Raw genomic sequence first — 14,982 nt, 5'->3', positions numbered from 1 at the left:
TTTTACTATTTCTACGATCATTTTCTGACACAAATCTGCCTTGCTCTTTCAGTATCGCCGATGAGATGCGTATCCAAATTTATATTATTGCGCTCCTCTTGAGCGCCATCATGTGGTCGATCTCGTTCGATGCGGCGCGTGAATCCTATCATGCTGCGCAAAGTGCGGGGTTGATGCCGAACCTGCATATCAACAAGAGGCTGGATCGCGTTCTTTAGATTGCGATCAGCGTTCAAATCATTGGTATATTGCACCGACGTCGCTTTCCCAGCCCTGCGGGTCGGCGAACCTATTTTCCTGGTGAGTGCTGAGGCCTTCCAAAGAAAATCAAATTTCGTAAAATTTGACTGACCTGCTTAAAAGCCCTGCAAATACTGATGTGTAGAGTGGTCTCATGAAAGCGACCGAAGCGTGGACAGACGCGTCGATCGTTTGGAGACGGGCGAAGCGAAGCCCGCCGATCCGCAAACGGGGACTTCGACATGCACAAAATTCTCGCCGCCATGGCTTTGACTCTGACCATCACCGGCGCTGCCGGGCCGGCGCTCGCCATCGGTCCCGCCAGCCTTGCCCGCGACCTGATGTACACCTCCGCCATCGGCCATTCGCCCGAAATTCCTTTGACGACACGGGCCGGTTTCGTGCGCCCGGCGGTTCCTTTCGTCCTGCGCAGCCCGGCTGAAGTCGAGGGTGAGAACTACCAGCTCAAGGCCTATTCGCAGAGCCTGACCGTGGTCGTCGACTATGTGTTCTCGAAGGCGGTCAATGCCGTGCACGCGGTGACGTTTCTCCGCTGACATTCTGGACCGACCGGAAACAGTCCGGCAAATAGGTTAGGCGTCGAGTTCGCCGCGGACGTCGAGATACCACTCGACGAAGGCCTTGACGCCGACTTCCAACGTCGTATCCGGCTTGTAACCTGTCAGCGCGACGAGCAGATCGGGGGCTGCGAAGGTGCGCGGCACGTCACCCTTCTGCATCGCCAGCATCTTGCGGATGGCAGGACGGCCGAGCGCTTTCTCGACCGTTTCGACGAAATCCATCAGGCTGACCGGCTGGCCGCCGCCAATATTGACGACCCGAAAGGGCGCCTGGCGCGAAAGCGTTTCGACAGCCACGTTGTCGAGACGGTTTTCCTCGCCAGGGGCGATTGCCGACAGCCTGGCGATCGCTTCAATGAGATCGTCGATATAGGTGAAATCACGGCTCATGTTGCCTTCGCCATAGATCTCGATCGGCTGGTCTTCGAGCATGTTCTTGGTGAATTTGAACAGCGCCATGTCGGGCCGACCCCACGGGCCATAAACGGTGAAGAAGCGAAAGGCCGTGGTCGGAATCTTGTGCAGATGCGCATAACTATGCGCCATCAACTCCATCGATTTCTTCGTCGCGGCATAAATGGTCAGCGGTTCGTCGGCGCGATCGGTCTCATGAAAGGGGACGGTCGCATTGGCGCCATAGATCGATGATGTCGAGGCCAGCATCAGGTGACGAATTTCGACGCGCCGCGCGATTTCCATGATGTTCCACGAGCCTTCGACGTTCGAACGAAGATAGGCCTCAGGATTCTCAAGGCTATAGCGCACGCCGGCCTGTGCGGCGAGGTGGATCAGGATGTCGGGCTTGGCCGCCAGAACAGCCGCTTCCAGAGCTGGCCGATCCTCGAGCATTGATATGACGGGTGTGAAGGTCGGAAATTGGGAGAGTGCCGCATGACGCATCTCCTTGAGCTTGACATTGTAATAGGGAGTAAGGCCGTCGAAGCCTGTGACTTCATGCCCTTCCTGCAGCAGACGCCTGGCCAGATGAAAACCGATAAAGCCGGCGGTCCCGGTAATGAAGTAGCGCATTCCCACCTTCTCTCGGCTCACTGCCGACGGCAAAAAGCCGATTCCCTATCACGTGACCCCTTACAGGATAAGAAGAGGCCGAGTCGATAGTTCTTTGAAAGAGAAGGCGGCGGCCGCCCTCGCTGCGGTCGTCGGCGTATTCGCCGGCTGCCCCGCCGAATGACGGAGAGGTCGTCGATATCATCTGAGGTCAGCCGCGGCCATCGGCTGTTATGCTGCATTGCAACATGTTGGCCTGCGTGTTATGGCCGGCCGGTCGGCTGCAAGCAGGTCAGGATCGATGAGAGAGATAATTTATTGGATTCTCTGTGCGTTTCTGACCGTTGCGATCGCGATCGTGTCTCTACGCTTTGTCACGAACTTCTGGCTGCTGTCCTTCCTCTACAGCTTTCAGGTTCATTTCGGCGTCCTCTTTGTTGCCGCCAGCCTTATCATTCTGGCTGTCAGGAGACAGATCTACGGCTTCGTCCTTCTGTTTGCCTCGCTTCTTCTCATCTTTCACGGCGTCATCACGCTGCGCGAGTTTTCTGAGGACGACGGAGGCACGGACAGGCCGCCACTTTTTCGGCTGATGTCGTTCAATATCGCGATCGACAACTGGAAAAACTCGACTGCAATCACCGATATGGTGATCGCTTCGAATGCCGATGTCGTCAATTTGCTCGAAGCCAAGCCGCTGACGTTCCATCTGCAGCAATTGTTCAAGGCCTATCCCTATCACATCGGTTGCGAAAGCGGGAAGGATACGTGCGATACGCTGGTGCTGTCCAAACGCCCGTTCGTCAGCCGACAGGTCGCAAGCATGGGCAGTCTCCGGAAAAACAGGCTGGTTATATCGAGCGTCGACTTCGGCGGCGAAACCATCAATCTGGTTTCGGCGCACCTCACCAAACCCTATTTCGACGATTTCCAGATGGCTGAATTGGAAGATCTCGCCAAAACGCTTGGATTGATCGACGGTCCTCTGGTGCTGTCGGGTGATTTCAACTCCTCGGTGATCGCCCCGAGCATCCAGGGTTTCCTGCGCGACCAGAAGCTGAAAACAATCGTGCCGGAACCGGCAACATGGCCGGTCGGCGCCGGCTTGCTCGGGATCGCCATCGATCACATATTTGCGCGCGCGCCGCTTCATCTGACATCGCTGAAACGTCTTGATGACAGTCTTGGCTCGAACCATTCAGGCCTGATCGCCGAATTCGTCCTCGACAAAAGCGGCGAAACCTCACCGGCAAGATAAGCCTGCCGGGCAAAGTCAAAATTTCGTTCTGCCGCCTTTCTTGTCGATCATCTGAAATTTCTCGCCGTCGGTCTTCACGCTGACGCAGTCGGTCGACTTGTTGGGAAACCGGACGCAGACTTGGCCATTTGTTATTTTATAGCCATTGGCGTTGCCCTTGCGATATTCGTAACCGTTGCTGCTTTCTTTCAGTTCCGACGTGCCCGGCAGGTGTTCGCGAATTTCAGCCTCGCTTGCGGTTCGCATCTTTGCGGTTTCGGCAAACGCCATTCCCGGTACCATGATTGAAAGAAATCCGGCGAGGGCGGGCAAGATGCGCATCAGGGAGATATCTCCAGTCATGTCTTCGGTATGCCCATTCTACGAGAATTCCGATAGCGAATTCAACAGCGATGGCGGTCGTGCCGGAAAAGCGGCCAATTGTTTGGACGCCGCCACCGGTTTGGCTGCGACGCTACGTTCTTCCGAACTCGTCGACGATGCGGATAATGTCGTCCTCGCCGAGATAGGAGCCCGTCTGCACCTCGATCAGTTCGAGAAGGATCTTGCCGGGGTTGGCGAGGCGATGGACTTCGCCAAGCGGAATATAGACGCTCTCGTTCTCGCGCAGCATCCGCACGGTCTCTCCGACCGTCACCTCGGCGGTTCCCTTGACGACGACCCAGTGTTCGGAGCGATGATGGTGTTTTTGCAGCGAAAGTTTCTTGCCCGGCGTGACAAAGATGCGCTTCACCTGAAAGCGATCGCCATTGAAGATAGAGGTGTAGCCGCCCCACGGCCGGTAGGAGGTCGGGTGGGTTTCGGTGAATTTCGCCGTCGCGGAAGAGGAGGCCAGCATCTTGACCAATTGCCCGACATTCTGGCTGTCTTTGAGTGGTCCGACATAGACGGCGTCCTCGCTGGCAATGACGGCGACATCCTCCATGCCCTGGACGGCAAGATGCACGCCATGGGTCATGACCAGTGAGTTGCGGGTATTGACGACGGTGGTGTTTGCGGCGGCGACATTGCCGTTGTCGTCGCGGACGCCGGATTTCCAGACAGCATCCCAGCTTCCCATGTCCGACCATTTGAACGGCGAGGGGACGACCACGGCCTTGGAGGTTTTTTCCATGATCGCGTAGTCGATGGAGATATCGGGGCTCTTGGCAAAATGGTCGGCCTCAAGACGGGTAAAGTCGAGGTCGCGGCTTGCCTTGGAAACGGCCTTGCTTGCCGCCTTCAGCACATCGGGGGCATATTCCTGCAGTTCGGCAATAAGTTCCGCAACCGGGAACATGAAGATGCCGGAGTTCCAGTAGAAGCCGCCGTCGGCGAGCATCTGCTCGGCCTTTTCCAGTGTCGGTTTTTCCACAAAACGGCTGACCTTGTGGGCGCCGTTTTCGAGCGCATCGCCGATTTCGATATAGCCGTAACCGGTCGCCGGCTCGGTAGGGCTGATGCCGAAGGTTACGAGCTTGCCGTCGGCTGCGGCATCGCGGGCGATGCGGATGCAATCGAAATAGCTGTTGTCGGCGAGGATTTCGTGATCCGAGGCGAGCATCTGGATGATGGTGCCCTTGCCGAAAAGCTCAGCGGCAAGTGTTGCGGCGGCGGCCACCGCTGCGGCGGTGTTGCGGGCGACTGGTTCAAGCAGCACCGCGGCGAGCGGGACGGCCAGCGCACGGGCCTGCTCGGCGACCAGAAAGCGAAATTCCTCGTTGGTGACGACGATCGGAGCCTCATAGAGCTCCGGGTTGGAAACGCGTTCGAGCGTCTCCTGAAACAGCGTCTTGTTGCCGACGAACTGGATGAACTGTTTCGGGGCGGTGGCACGGGAAAGCGGCCAGAGCCGCGTGCCTTTGCCGCCGGCCATGATCACGGGAACGATTTTCTGCGTCATAGGCGGGTTCCTTGAAAAAATCTTGTTCGTGGCATGTTTAGCGGGCGTCTGCCCAGTTCGTTATTTGGGTGAGCCCTGTCTTCAGCAGATCCAGGGCTGCAGTTTCGCTCCCGGCTTCGACGTAGCAGCGCATTTCCGGCGCATTGCCGGAGGGGCGGAAATGCATGATCCTGCCGTCTTTCAGCGTCACGCGAAGTCCGTCGATGTCGGATTTCGTCGCCACCTCGCCGACCGGCTGCAGGAAGGCAGCAAGGTTTTCATTGGAGGCGCGCAGATGCTCCATCAGCGCCGCGCTCGTCTGCACCGGAAAATTCTCCAGGCGATCGGCGGCGGCAAAGGGCAGGTGATAGGAGGCGGCAATGGCCGAGAGCGGCTGCCGGCGAACGGCGGCGAGCGACAGGATCGCGAGCATCGGGATAAAACAGTCGCGCGTCGGCAAGGCGCGCACATTTTGGCCGTTGATATCGAAAGGGGTTGCAGTCAGCAGCCCGCCATTGGCTTCAAAGCCCATGACATGATCCCCGCCGGCCGCCACGGCCTCTTCCATGCCTGCGATGACGAAGGGCGAGCCGACGCGGGTGCGCCTGACGGCGAAAGAACCCGCCGCCTCAATACCGGAATTGGAGGTTACCGGTGTCACCACCGTGCTGGCGCCAAGAAAATTGGCTGCGACAAGGCCGAGAAGGTCGCCGCGCAACGGCGTGCCGGTTTCGTCGGTGACCAGCGGGCGGTCACCGTCGCCATCGGTCGAGACGATCGCATCGCATTTATGCTCGGACACCCAGTGCTTCATCAGTGTGACCGTCTCCTCGGAAACGGCTTCGGTGTCGACGGGAATGAAACTCTCCGAACGCCCGAGAGCGGTGATCTCGGCGCCGTAATGGGCGAGAACGTCAACCAGAAGGTCGCGGGCGACGGTGCTGTGCTGGTAGACGCCGATCTTCAGACCGGATAGCGCGCCTTGCGGCAGCAGCGCGGCATTGCGTTGGAAAAAGAGCTGCCGGCAGATCGCCTCATGATCTTCGTTTATGGCCGGTGCCTCTGCAACGGCCTCGCCTGTTCGTTCGATCTCGGCCGCCAATGCGGTGATATCAGCCTCGTCCGACTTGTCGATCTCGCCGTCCGGGCGATAGAACTTAATGCCGTTGCGGTCCGCCGGAATATGCGAACCGGTGACCATCAGACATGCAGCATTGCTCTTGAGACCATAGAGGGCAAGGGCGGGTGTCGGTACATTGCCGCAGTCGAATACCCGGAAGCCGAGAGCGGCGAGTGCGCCGGCACAATTTCCCGAAATATCGGGGCTCGAATCGCGAAAATCGCGGCCGATCAGAATGGCATCGCCGACCTGCGCCTTGCCGGTCTGCAGCAGATATTTGCCGAACGCCGTCGCATAAAGCGCAGAGGCGCGTCCCTTGAGATCCACTGAAAGTCCGCGAAGGCCGCTCGTGCCGAATTTCATTTGAAGACATGTCCCCGGTTTATGATCAAGGTTCTACTCAGGCCACCTGCCGGCGTAAATACCGAAGACGTCATATAGTTAAACACGGACGACCGTGCCTCGCACAGCCTCTCGCAATCTTCTCTCGCCTATCCCAAAGGCGTAGACCCATTGCCGAGCGGACAGGCATTGCAGCGTAGATCGATTTTGTTAGAACCGTGTGTCCGTTGTTTCGTCGTATGCGAAGGGTTTGCTGGATGAGCGATACGTCAGTCAGTCTCGAATCGAGCTGGAAGGCCGCCTTGGCGGCGGAGTTCTCGAGCCCCTATATGCAGCAACTCAAATCCTTTCTTGTGACGCAAAAGCAGGTCGGTAAACGGATTTTCCCCCGCGGCAGCGAATATTTCCGCGCCCTCGACCTGACGCCGATCTCCAACGTCAAGGTCGTCATTCTCGGCCAAGACCCCTATCATGGGCAGGGGCAAGCCCACGGGCTGTGCTTCAGCGTGCGGCCGGGCGTGCGCATCCCGCCTTCCCTCGTCAATATCTACAAGGAGATGAAGACGGATCTCGGCATAGCGCCGGCGCGTCACGGCTTCCTCGAACATTGGGCAAGACAGGGCGTGCTGCTGCTGAACAGCGTGTTGACCGTCGAGGAAGGGCAGGCGGCGGCCCATCAGGGCAAGGGGTGGGAGCGCTTCACCGACGCCGTCATCCGCAAGATCAACGACGAATGCGAATCCGTCGTCTTCATGCTCTGGGGCTCCTATGCCCAGCGCAAGGCCGCCTTCGTGGATACGACGCGGCATCTCGTGCTCAGGGCGCCGCATCCCTCGCCGCTTTCGGCTCATAGCGGGTTTTTCGGCTGCGGGCATTTTTCGAAGGCGAATGGCTTCCTGCAATCGCGGGGACGCGAGCCGATCGACTGGCAATTGCCGGTCGATCCCCACGACACCGAACTGTGAACGCGCGGTAGTCTTCGTTCACTAAAAGAAGACAATGCGTTTTGCTCTACGGGTCTGTTCGCAGGGAGCCTGAGCGCGCATCTTAGCCTCATCGAAAGCCCGCGAGCTGCGGGCAAGAAAGGGGTCTCACATGCTCGATCAGATCAGGGGTCTGCACCACGTCACGGCGATGGCGGAGGACGCCCATACCAACAACCAGTTCTTCACCAATGCGCTTGGCTTGCGCCGCGTCAAGAAGACAGTGAACTTCGACGCGCCTGACGTCTATCATCTCTATTATGGTGATGAGACAGGTGCGCCGGGCACTGTCATGACCTATTTCCCATTCCCGAAGATGGCGCAGGGCCGTCCGGGCACAGGGGAGGTCGGCACGACAGTGTTTTCCGTTCCGCAAGGCTCGCTTGGCTTCTGGAGCGATCGTTTCAGCACGTTGAACATCGGCGGGCTGAAGGCCGAGGAAAGCTTCGGCGAGAAGCGCCTGAATTTTTCCGGCCCCGACGGTGACGGTTTTGCGCTCGTCGAGGTCAGGGACGATACCCGTCAAGCCTGGACACATGCCGGCATCAGCGAAGACCACGCCATTCGCGGCTTCCATTCCGTCGCCATGCGCCTGCGGGATGAGGGCGCCACTGCCGAACTCCTGAAGTTCATGGGCTACGAGGTCGTCGAGGAACGGGACGGTGTCAAGCGGCTGATCAAGCCTGACGGCAACGGCGCGCATCTCATCGATCTCGAGACCATGCCGAACATCGCCCGCGCGCTTCCCGGCGCCGGTTCCGTCCACCACGTCGCCTTCGCCGTCGAAAATCGCGAGAAGCAGCTCGAAGTGCGCAAGGCGCTGATGGACACCGGCTATCAGGTGACCCCGGTGATCGACCGCGATTATTTCTGGGCGATCTATTTCCGCACGCCGGGCGGCGTGCTGTTCGAGGTCGCGACCAATGAGCCGGGCTTTGACCGCGATGAGGATACGGCCCACCTCGGCGAAGCTCTAAAGCTGCCGCCGCAGCACGCTCATCTTCGCGCGCTGCTCGAGCAACACCTGCAGCCGCTCGAAGCGTAAGGAGAGGTGATATGACCGAAGCTGGATATGTGCACCGGCTGCATGCCGGTGCACCTGATAAACCCATTCTGCTGGTGCTGCACGGCACCGGTGGCGACGAGAACCAGTTCTTCGACCTCGGCCGGCGCCTGTTGCCCCAAGCGACGGTTCTCTCGCCGCGCGGCGACGTTTCCGAACATGGCGCGGCGCGGTTCTTCCGGCGCACCGGGGAGGGGGTCTACGACATGGCCGACCTTTCACGAGCGACGGAGAAGATGGCCACCTATGTTAGTTCATTGGCTGAGGAGCACCAGGCTTCCCAGATTCTCGGCCTGGGTTTTTCGAACGGCGCAAACATTCTTGCCAATATGCTGATCGAGAAGGGTATCTTCGATGCCGTGGTTCTGATGCACCCGCTCATTCCGTTTCAGCCTGAAGCCCAGGCAACGCTTGCGGGGAGAAAGGTGCTGGTGACGGCCGGCCAGCGGGATCCGATCGCTCCTGTCCCCGTGACCGAGGCGCTGTCGGAGCATCTGAAAGATCGCGGGGCTGATGTCAGGACGGTATGGCATCCCGGCGGCCATGAGATTGCGCCGCTCGAGATCAATGCAGTTCGCGATTTCTTCAGTGGCTATTGATGGAATGTGCCGCCACTCGGTGGTGCTGATTTGCGGGGCCGGTAAATGCCGGTCCCGCATCTCGGCTGGAATGATAGATCCTTAGGGACGGGGAGGATATTTGCCTCTGATTGCCGTCATATAAAAATTTCCCGGGGATTCCGCCATCGTCAAGCCGACGACGACGCCCTTGGGGACGCCTTCATATTCTCGCCTCTGACCGTTTGTCAGATAGACCCGTAGATGCCGGCTGTCTTCGTCGTAGGTGATCGCCTCGATAAGTTTCGAATCAACCGCAGTTTCCACTTCGCACCCCGCAGTTTTTGATCTGAGATTTGGTGAAGGATGTCATTCACGCTGCAATGCGCCATCATCATGCGGCGCCGCGGCAGCGTCAAGCATGATAATCTTAAGCGTTCATTTTTTTATGTTGGCTCTCGTTATAGTTGATTTTTGCAGCTTTTCAGGAGGCATTGCCTGTGGAAATCCGATTGCCACAAGTTCTCTCGCTTGGAGCGCCGGTGATTGACACAGCCGCTTACGGAACCAGTAATTTGATTTAACGCTGAATTAACCATCGCATACCAAAATGCTGTCGCAATAATAGCCGTGACGCCTTCTAAAATGACCGACTACAACTGGCGTTTCTAGCAGGCGCGTCGCGTGAGCGGCGGAACGAGTGCCTCGGAAAGCCGATCTGCAAAGGTGGCGATGTAAGGATTGATTCGACGCGAAGGTGCGGTGTCCCGTGCGGAGGAGACGGTCCGGCAGTGATGGAGGCGCCAGCTCGGCTCAGCCGGCGCAGCAAATAGCGACGGATTATATCGTAATATCGCAACCGGTTCCGGTTACTCTTTCCAAGAGGCGGTGATCAGGCCTACTTCTTTTTGAACACTGAGCTTCATCCCGTGCAGGGATGGGTAAGGAATGGAGCTTATCCGACAGCCTCGTGTGCTATCGGATCGCATAAATGGGTTACATGTTTAACTATCTCGGGCCGTGGCGACGACAGATACCGATACTGGCCGCTAACCGCAAAGGACGCGCTCGGCTGACGTTTGCCGAAGGCGACTTCGCTGCGGTCTACGCGATGAGCGATGTTCACGGATGTTATAACGAGCTTGTCGAGGCGCATCGCCGCATCGAGGAGGACGCCGCGCGCATTCCGGGGCCGAAACTTATCGTCTTGCTCGGCGATTATGTCGACCGCGGGCCTGATTCGAGTGCGGTGCTGGAGTTCCTGAGCAAGACCCCGCCGCCGGGATTTCAGCGTTTCGCGCTGTGCGGCAATCACGACGCGGAGCTGGTGAAGCTTTATCGCAAACCGGCGCGCATTCTTGAATGGCTGGGTTTTGCCGGGACGGAGACGTTGCATTCATACGGTATCGATATCGAGCATCTGCTGCAGTCGGCGGCCGGAAGCGAAATGATTGCTCGCGTCATTCGCCACATGATCCCCGAGAGGCATATCGAATTCCTGGAATCGCTGCCGATCATGCTGCGGATGGGAAGGGTGGTCTTCGTCCATGCCGGCATCAAACCGGGCGTCGACCTCAAGAGGCAGAAGGACAGCGATCTGATGTGGATCCGTCAGCCCTTCCTGGATGAAGGACCGCAGCTTCCCGTCCTCGTGATCCATGGGCATACCCCGGCGCGAATCCCGACATTCGGCCCGCAGCGAATCGGTATCGACACCGCAGTTTCGGCGACGGGCCGGCTGACCGTGCTGACGATAAAAGGGACGCGGGTCGGGATCCTCAATTAGATCTGCAGGCGTGACCCGACCGTTCAGGGTTTCGGCGCGGTACTCCAAAAACCAAACGCCGCGGGATTTTGCCCGCGGCGTCAGGACAATTACCGGTTCATCAGAGCCTGTCAGGCGGTTGTCGATTCCTGATAGAGATTGGTGCCGATGCCCGTATAGGTAAAGCCGTGTTTGCGCACCTCGTCGCTGCGGTAGATATTGCGCAGGTCGACCAAGACTGGGGCGCGCATCGACTGCTTCAGGCGATTGAAATCGAGTGCGCGGAACTGGTTCCATTCGGTGACGATGACGAGCGCATCCGCACCAGCGGCCGCTTCATAGGGACCGCTCGCATATTCGATGTTCTCGATCACCTTGCGGGCATTCTCCATGCCCTCAGGATCGTAGCCGACCACCTGGGCGCCGGCGTCCTGCAAGGTCTGGATGACGGCAATCGCCGGGCTGTCGCGCATGTCGTCGGTGTTCGGCTTGAAGGTCAGGCCTAAGATGGCAATCTTCTTGCCGCGAATATCACCGCCGACAGCCGAAATGACCTTGCGTCCCATCGCCCGTTTGCGGTTGTCGTTGATCGAAATCGTCGTCTCGATGAGACGAACCGGCGCGTCGAAATCCTGCGCCGTCTTGGCAAGGGCAAGCGTATCCTTGGGGAAGCACGAACCGCCGTAACCCGGCCCGGCATGCAGGAACTTGGCGCCGATACGGCCATCGAGACCGATGCCGCGCGAAACGTCCTGGACGTTTGCATCGACCCGCTCGCACAGATCAGCGATCTCGTTGATGAAGGTAATCTTCATCGCGAGGAATGCATTGGCCGCATATTTGATCAGTTCCGACGTGCGGCGGGTGGTGAAGACCAGGGGTGCCTGGTTGAGGTAAAGCGGCCGATAGACCTCGGTCATGGTTTCGCGCGCCCGATCGTCATTCAGCCCGATGACGATACGGTCGGGACGCTTGAAATCTTCGATCGCCGCGCCTTCGCGCAGGAACTCCGGATTGGAAACGACCGCGACATCCGCCGCAGGGTTGGTTTCGCGCATGATGCGCTCGACTTCGTCGCCGGTGCCGACCGGCACCGTCGACTTGGTGACGATAACGGTGAAGCCTTCCACGTAGGCAGCTATCTCGCGCGCAGCGGCGTAGACATAGGAAAGATCCGCGTGGCCGTCGCCGCGCCGCGATGGTGTACCGACCGCGATAAACACGACATCGGCGCTACGGACGCTTTCGCCGACATCCGTCGAAAACGACAGGCGGCCAGTGCTGGTATTTTCGGCGACCAATTGCTCGAGACCCGGCTCGAAGATCGGAATGTGGCCGTCGCGAAGGGCTTCGATCTTACTCAGATCCTTGTCGACGCAGATGACGTCGTGGCCGAAATCCGCAAAGCAAACGCCTGAAACGAGGCCGACATAGCCTGATCCAATCATCGTGATGCGCATATTTCCCTCAAATCATTAGAGTAGAACGTCATGCTGCGTCGCAGCATGGCGACCGTCATACTTAATCTGGGCGAAAAGACAATATCGAAGATCGCTTGATACCCACACCGGAAATCGAACCCTGGGCGCTGCAGCTTTCTGTCGGCGGCCGCGTCAATGGCAAAAAACATAGGTTTGTGTGGGCAATATGACAAGTCGAGCCGTTCGTCAGAGCGGCTCGACTTCGATCTCTAAGAAGGTGCGTTCAGTTTATTTTGCTGCGCCCGCTGTCACAGCCGGTACCAGACATAGGGGTCTGTTCCCGATTGAATCTTGTCCCAGCGCAGATCGGTATCCCGCCAGTTCTTGATGCTGCTTTGCCTGTTGTCGAGCACGAGGTCGCCCTTGTCGGTCCTGACCACCAGGACGGCATGCCCTTCACCGGAGGGTGTATATGCGGTCGCGATTCGCAAAGCGCGCGACGACCAGCCCATCGCGATCAGCCGGCTGCGCTTGGTGAGCGCGAAATCTTCGCAGTCACCGCTGCGGACATTCACCTTCCAGACATCGCCGTTCAATTCGGTGCGGGAATCGTTTCGGCCGATCATCGTACGATTGACGGTGCCGTTCACGTTCTTCAACTGCAGCATCTGCTCATCCGTGAGCGCGACGACCGAAAGACCGTTGTTGTCTCGGCATTCGGCCGGGTTCTGAGCACAGAACAACACCTGGGCGAAGGGCGGAATGATCTTGCCTTTTTCAGAGATATAGCTGACCGCCGAATTGCCGTTCAAACCTCGGGCGAAACCTGCGGGACCGGCGGCAAATGCCGAACAGGCATTCCCTGCTGTAAAGGCCAGCGCCAGAAGTGTAACGAATGTTTTCTTCATCTGTTAAATCCCCGTTCAGGACAACCGATTGAGATCAGGCTTGCCTTTTGTCTCAGTCAATGGCATGGCGATTTAGTGATCTGCCAAGTATTGACTGCAGAACGTCTGTCCCGTTCCTGCTGCTTGACGGAGCATAGCCGGGGCTTGTCTCGATTGGCTTAAGTCTTTCGCGACAATTTTAAACGATGTGAAATTCTGTTACACTTTAACACGCAAGCCCTTGATATGCAACCTATGTTAGTACGTGTATATTAACCTCTCTGGTTGTAATTCTGCCATTGCCGCTCGCTGGCGAAGAGATCGAATGTTATCCAACCTCATCAACAGGCAGGTCTTGCGAGAGGCTCTTCTCTTTGCCTTTATCGGTCTCGTTATACTGACGCTCATTCCGTTCGGGAGCGTCACGCCCTTTCCCTTTGCCTTTGCCGCGATCGGCATGTTTACCCTCGGTGCCATTTCGGCACTGCTGGTCGAAGAGCCAAGACAAAGCAGATGGGTTTTCAGCAGCGCTCTGTTGATGCTCGTCGTGGTGACAGGCTGGACGTGCATCCAGACCATCGAACTGCCTTCCAACTGGCTGGCAAATCCGGCCTGGAGTGCTGCGCGTGACTTGGCAGGTGTCGAGTACGCGGCAATCTCGGTCGAACCGGCCGACACTCTGGCGTCGATCCTCTCGGTGGCGCTGCCGTTCGTTACGTTCCTGACGGGGCTTCTGTTATGCGATACCGATCAGCGCGCGAGGAAAGTGTTGACCCTCCTCGGGCTTTCTGCGGGCGGCATTGCTGTTTTCGGCCTGCTGCAGTTTTCGCTGTTTCCCAACATATTGATTGTCGTGGAGAAACACGCCTACCTCGACAGCCTCACCGCGGTCTTCGTCAACCGCAACACCGCCGCGACCTTCCTTGGACTTGGAACGCTGCTGATGCTGACCCTGGTCAGAGACATTGCCCGTTCCTATTCAAACCACCCGCCCGGCGAGCCAGGCCGAAACACTCTTGTCTTGAAATCGTGGATCTACGTCCTGCTCTTGTGCGCGTGTTTCACCGCGCTGATGCTAACCCGCTCGCGCGCTGGGATATTTGCGACCTTTGTTGCCGCTCTCATCTATTTTCCGTGGCTTGTCATCAATTGGAACGGCTCGAGGCGTCACTTGAGACCGGCGCCAAGATGGCATTCCATGCTGAAGCTCCTCTCGGCAATCGTTTTCGTTGTCGTGCTGCTGACGGTGTTTGCGGGTCAGGCGATTTTGCGCGCACAAGAGCGGCGGCTCGAGGATGATGATCGTTTCTGCATCCTGCCGGGCATATGGCGCGCCATCTCGGATCATTGGTTGACCGGGACCGGCCTCGGAACTTTCCGGACCGTGTTTTCTGCCTATCGTGATCCGGCCTGCGGAATCTTCGGAATCTTTGACCGAGCGCACAATTTCTATCTCGAAGGATTTCTGGGGCTGGGGATCTTGTTCCCGATTGCGGCGATCCTTGCCTTCTCTGTCCTCGCCAGGGTGTTCTGGCAAGGGCTCGCTCAAAGGCGGCGCCTCAGGCATTATGTTCTTCTCGGCCTGGCGGCGACGGTTTTGGTCGCTCTTCACGCGGCGGTCGATTTCTCGCTGCAAATACCGGGTTTCGCCGTATTTTTCTCCGCTTTCCTGAGTGCGGTTGTGGCGATAAGCCTTGGGCGCAACCATGGGGAGGCGGATGCGGCAATATGAGCTTGTTCTTTTAAATGGATGTTTTTTATGAAGGTTTTTCGAAAATGCCAATTGCGCGGGTACCGCGCTGTTGACTCTGAAACGCAAGAGATTTTATAGCGGGTCTAGCCTTTAGATTATTGTCGGCGCCAGAAGAGCCGGGCTTGGGCCGTTTTCGCTTCCTT

General features: G+C 58.0%; 15 protein-coding genes. 7 read left to right on the top strand and 8 right to left on the bottom strand.

All coding sequences use genetic code 11. The annotated features are described in order from the left end of the window. Positions 1-17 precede the first annotated feature (17 nt). The gene (locus HJB89_RS23510) at positions 18-254 is read right to left on the bottom strand and encodes a hypothetical protein (RefSeq protein ID WP_207581473.1); all 237 of its coding nucleotides are present in this window, start codon (positions 252-254) and stop codon (positions 18-20) included. A 228-nt stretch (positions 255-482) separates the two neighbouring features. Here HJB89_RS23510 and HJB89_RS23505 point away from each other — a divergent pair, with 228 nt between their 5' ends. After that, positions 483-797: a hypothetical protein gene (locus HJB89_RS23505; RefSeq protein ID WP_207581472.1), complete on the top strand. Its 315-nt coding sequence runs from the start codon at positions 483-485 to the stop codon at positions 795-797. 36 nt (positions 798-833) lie between these two features. Here HJB89_RS23505 and HJB89_RS23500 read toward each other — a convergent pair whose 3' ends face one another. Continuing rightward, a complete protein-coding gene (locus tag HJB89_RS23500; protein WP_221140817.1) occupies positions 834-1,850 on the bottom strand; it encodes an NAD-dependent epimerase/dehydratase family protein in 1,017 nt (338 codons plus the stop codon). A gap of 280 nt (positions 1,851-2,130) precedes the next feature. Between HJB89_RS23500 and HJB89_RS23495 the strand changes: the two genes are divergently transcribed. After that, positions 2,131-3,087, top strand: a complete 957-nt coding sequence (locus HJB89_RS23495) for an endonuclease/exonuclease/phosphatase family protein (protein ID WP_221140815.1) — start codon at positions 2,131-2,133, stop codon at positions 3,085-3,087. A gap of 15 nt (positions 3,088-3,102) precedes the next feature. Here the strand turns inward: HJB89_RS23495 and HJB89_RS23490 are convergent, their stop codons facing one another. The 3 genes from HJB89_RS23490 to HJB89_RS23480 form a co-directional block, all read right to left on the bottom strand. Then, positions 3,103-3,408, bottom strand: a complete 306-nt coding sequence (locus tag HJB89_RS23490) for a hypothetical protein (protein ID WP_164014133.1) — start codon at positions 3,406-3,408, stop codon at positions 3,103-3,105. A 133-nt stretch (positions 3,409-3,541) separates the two neighbouring features. Further along, the gene (locus HJB89_RS23485) at positions 3,542-4,969 is read right to left on the bottom strand and encodes a mannose-1-phosphate guanylyltransferase/mannose-6-phosphate isomerase (RefSeq protein ID WP_207581469.1); all 1,428 of its coding nucleotides are present in this window, start codon (positions 4,967-4,969) and stop codon (positions 3,542-3,544) included. A gap of 37 nt (positions 4,970-5,006) precedes the next feature. Next, positions 5,007-6,431: a phosphomannomutase gene (locus tag HJB89_RS23480; protein ID WP_207581468.1), complete on the bottom strand. Its 1,425-nt coding sequence runs from the start codon at positions 6,429-6,431 to the stop codon at positions 5,007-5,009. Between the two features lie 236 nt (positions 6,432-6,667). Between HJB89_RS23480 and ung the strand changes: the two genes are divergently transcribed. From ung to HJB89_RS23465, 3 genes are all read left to right on the top strand, one after another. Continuing rightward, positions 6,668-7,375 (top strand): uracil-DNA glycosylase, encoded by a 708-nt coding sequence (gene ung / locus HJB89_RS23475; protein ID WP_221150586.1) that lies wholly within the window; start codon positions 6,668-6,670, stop codon positions 7,373-7,375. Between the two features lie 130 nt (positions 7,376-7,505). Continuing rightward, positions 7,506-8,438: a VOC family protein gene (locus HJB89_RS23470; protein ID WP_207581466.1), complete on the top strand. Its 933-nt coding sequence runs from the start codon at positions 7,506-7,508 to the stop codon at positions 8,436-8,438. Between the two features lie 11 nt (positions 8,439-8,449). Then, complete coding sequence (locus HJB89_RS23465) at positions 8,450-9,055, top strand: alpha/beta hydrolase (RefSeq protein ID WP_207581465.1); 606 nt, start codon at positions 8,450-8,452, stop codon at positions 9,053-9,055. Positions 9,056-9,136: 81 nt separating this feature from the next. On the opposite strand, the gene HJB89_RS23460 is transcribed toward HJB89_RS23465, so the two are convergent. Next, complete coding sequence (locus HJB89_RS23460; RefSeq protein ID WP_007630795.1) at positions 9,137-9,340, bottom strand: KTSC domain-containing protein; 204 nt, start codon at positions 9,338-9,340, stop codon at positions 9,137-9,139. A gap of 664 nt (positions 9,341-10,004) precedes the next feature. Between HJB89_RS23460 and HJB89_RS23455 the strand changes: the two genes are divergently transcribed. After that, positions 10,005-10,799 carry a metallophosphoesterase gene (locus tag HJB89_RS23455; protein ID WP_207581464.1) on the top strand — a complete coding sequence of 265 codons (795 nt, stop codon included), beginning with the start codon at positions 10,005-10,007 and terminating at the stop codon, positions 10,797-10,799. A gap of 110 nt (positions 10,800-10,909) precedes the next feature. On the opposite strand, the gene HJB89_RS23450 is transcribed toward HJB89_RS23455, so the two are convergent. After that, a complete protein-coding gene (locus HJB89_RS23450; RefSeq protein WP_221150585.1) occupies positions 10,910-12,238 on the bottom strand; it encodes a UDP-glucose/GDP-mannose dehydrogenase family protein in 1,329 nt (442 codons plus the stop codon). Between the two features lie 269 nt (positions 12,239-12,507). Continuing rightward, positions 12,508-13,107 (bottom strand): transglutaminase-like cysteine peptidase, encoded by a 600-nt coding sequence (locus tag HJB89_RS23445; RefSeq protein WP_207581462.1) that lies wholly within the window; start codon positions 13,105-13,107, stop codon positions 12,508-12,510. Positions 13,108-13,411: 304 nt separating this feature from the next. On the opposite strand from HJB89_RS23445, the gene HJB89_RS23440 reads away from it, so the two are divergent. Continuing rightward, the gene (locus tag HJB89_RS23440) at positions 13,412-14,818 is read left to right on the top strand and encodes an O-antigen ligase (RefSeq protein WP_207584358.1); all 1,407 of its coding nucleotides are present in this window, start codon (positions 13,412-13,414) and stop codon (positions 14,816-14,818) included. Positions 14,819-14,982: the final 164 nt, after the last annotated feature.

This window comes from Rhizobium sp. NZLR8, from assembly GCF_019685025.1.
Taxonomy (GTDB): domain Bacteria; phylum Pseudomonadota; class Alphaproteobacteria; order Rhizobiales; family Rhizobiaceae; genus Rhizobium.
This window is presented reverse-complemented; position numbering and strand designations above follow the sequence as displayed.